Source organism: Planctomycetota bacterium (assembly GCA_026387035.1).
Taxonomy (GTDB): domain Bacteria; phylum Planctomycetota; class Phycisphaerae; order FEN-1346; family FEN-1346; genus JAPLMM01.
The window spans coordinates 1-2,796 of sequence record JAPLMM010000264.1 but is presented as its reverse complement, the minus strand read 5'-3'; the positions used below and the strand labels follow the sequence as shown (position 1 = coordinate 2,796).

Here is a 2,796-nt window from a genome sequence, read left to right as displayed (position 1 = left end):
GTCCGCGTCGCCGGTTGCGACCTCGCGTGCTCGTATTGCGACACGCCCGACGCCCGCCCCCCCGATGCCGGGCGCGACATGACCGTTGCGGAGGTTCTCGCCCGCCTGGACGAAACGGGCCTGCCCTGGTGCATGATCACAGGCGGCGAGCCGCTCCTCCAGGCCGAGGACGTTAACGCCCTTGTCGTGGCGTTGATCCGCCGAGGGCACGAAGTGATGGTCGAAACGTCGGGCGCCCATCCGATTGACCTCGTGGACGTGCGCGCCCGGCGGATCGTGGACGTGAAGACGCCCGGCTCCGGCATGGCCGACCGGATGGACTGGCGCAACCTGGAGCGCCTGACGCCGCGCGACGAGGTGAAGTTCGTCCTCACGGGCCGGCCGGATTACGACTGGGCCAAGGAAGTGGTCGAATCGCACGGCCTGGTGGCGCGGTGCCCGGTCCTTTTCGGGTCGGCCGATTCCGCCGCGCTTGTTCGCCGGCCCGCTTGCGGGCCGCTGCCGTCCACGTTGAGTCCGGACGCGCCTGCCCCGTTTGGGTTGGGACTTGCCGCACGCGCGCAAGGGAAGAGGCGGGTGGCACTGGCGGCTTGCCCGCCAGTGCTTCCCCCGAACCGCCTGCGCACGGCCGGGCGAGACCGGCCGTGCCACACACTCAGCGCGCCGGCGCTTGCCTGCGGAAAAGGGTTGACGCCCGCCACCCAAGGTGCTAAAAATACCAGCCACCTCTGAGTGGCGCGCCAGATGCGAAGGCGCGCCATTCGTTTAGAGAGGGGCTTGCTTTGTTGAAAACGCCGGTGTTTATGTAGCGCGGGGGTTTACCCCCCGCGCACAAGAAGCGCGGGGCACCCGCCTTCGTCCGCCAGAACGGAGGGCGGACTTCGGCGTGGCAAGCAAGGCCCCGCGCTACAAGAGGCATCGAGACCGCAGTCAGGACGAAAAAGCAAGGGAGACGCGACCATGGCGAAGGCAAGGAAGTGCGTCTATTTCTTCGGCGACGGCAAGGCGGACGGCCGGGCCGACATGAAGGAACTCCTCGGCGGCAAAGGGGCCAATCTGGCCGAAATGACCAATCTCGGCATCCCCGTCCCGGCCGGGTTCACCATCACGACCGAGGTCTGCACCCACTATTACAAGCAGGGGCGGCGGTACCCCAAGGAACTTGAGGGGCAAGTGGACAAGGCCCTGGGGCGCGTCGAAAAAGTCATGGACGCCCGGTTCGGCGACGTGGAGAATCCCCTGCTCCTTTCGTGCCGCTCGGGCGCCCGCGCCTCGATGCCTGGCATGATGGAGACGGTGCTCAACATCGGCCTGACGACCGCGACGATCCCCGGCATGGTCCGCCTGGCGAAGAACCCCCGCTTCGTGTGGGACGCCTACCGGCGCCTCATCACCATGTACACCGACGTGGTCATGGAAAAGGCGGCCGGCATCGAACCCGCCGAGGGCAAGGGCATCCGCCATCAACTCGAACACGAAATGGCGAAGATGAAAGAACGCGCCGGGGCGAAGAACGACACCGACCTGACGACCGGCCAACTGGAAGAACTCATCGGCATCTATCGGGCCAAGGTGAAAGAGGTCCTCGGCAAGCCGTTCCCCGACGACCCGCAGGAACAACTCTGGGGCGCCATCGGCGCTGTGTTCCAGTCGTGGAACGGCAAACGCGCGGTCAGTTATCGCCGCATCGAGGCCATCCCCGACGCGTGGGGCACCGCCACCAACGTCCAGGCCATGGTCTTCGGCAACATGGGCAATAACTCCGCGACCGGCGTGGCCTTCACGCGGAACCCCGCCACCGGCGAAAACAAGTTCTTCGGCGAATGGCTTCCCAATGCCCAGGGCGAGGACGTCGTCGCCGGCATCCGCACACCCAATCCGTTGAACGAGGACACGCGGTCGGAGCACTCGGCCGGACTCCAGAGCCTCCAGAACGCCATGCCGAAGGTTTACACCCAACTCGTCCGGATCCGCAACGGCCTCGAAAAACATTACCGCGACATGCAGGACATCGAGTTCACGATCCAGGACGGGCGGCTCTGGATGCTTCAGACGCGGACCGGAAAGCGCAACGGCCCAGCCGCCGTGCGGATGGCCGTCGAGATGCTGCGCGAACGGCTTATCTCCAAGGAGATGGCCGTCACGCGCGTCACGCCCGCGCAACTCGACGAACTCCTGCATCCCATCCTCGACCCGCAGGCGGAACGCAAGGCCGCCGTTCTCGCCAAGGGCTTGCCCGCGGGGCCGGGCGGCGCCGCCGGACGCATCGTCTTCACCGCCGCCGACGCCGTCGCGTGGGCCGAACGCGGCGAGGTCGTCATCCTCTGCCGCGAGGAAACCAATCCCGAGGACGTCGAAGGCATGCGGGCCGCCAAGGCAATTCTGACGGCCCGCGGCGGCATGACGAGCCACGCCGCCCTCGTCGCCCGCGGCTGGGGCAAGTGCTGCATCGTCGGCGCCGGCGCACTCAAAGTCAGCGCGAGCGCCAAGACCATCTCCGCCGACGCCACGGTCCTCCGCGAGGGCGACTGGATCAGCCTGAACGGCACCAAGGGCGTCGTCTATGCGGGCAAACTGCCGACCGTGGATCCCGACCCCGAAAACCCGAGGCTCGTCGAGTTCCTGAAAGCCTGCGACAAGGTCCGCCGACTCGGTGTCCGCGCCAATGCCGACACGCCCGAGGACGCCCGCGTGGCCCGCACCTTCGGGGCCGAAGGCATCGGACTGGTGCGCACCGAGCACATGTTCTACGGCGAAGGGGCCGAGGTGCCCCTCTTCAAACTCCGCAAGATGATC

The 2,796-nt window shown here is 67.1% G+C and carries 2 protein-coding genes; both read left to right on the top strand.

The window, feature by feature from the left end:
• A partial coding sequence (locus NTX40_10200) for a radical SAM protein (GenBank protein MCX5649443.1) occupies nucleotides 1-732 on the top strand: 732 nt, incomplete at its 5' end.
• A gap of 228 nt (nucleotides 733-960) precedes the next feature.
• On the top strand, nucleotides 961-2,796 hold a 1,836-nt coding region (locus NTX40_10195; GenBank protein ID MCX5649442.1), incomplete at its 3' end, for a pyruvate, phosphate dikinase.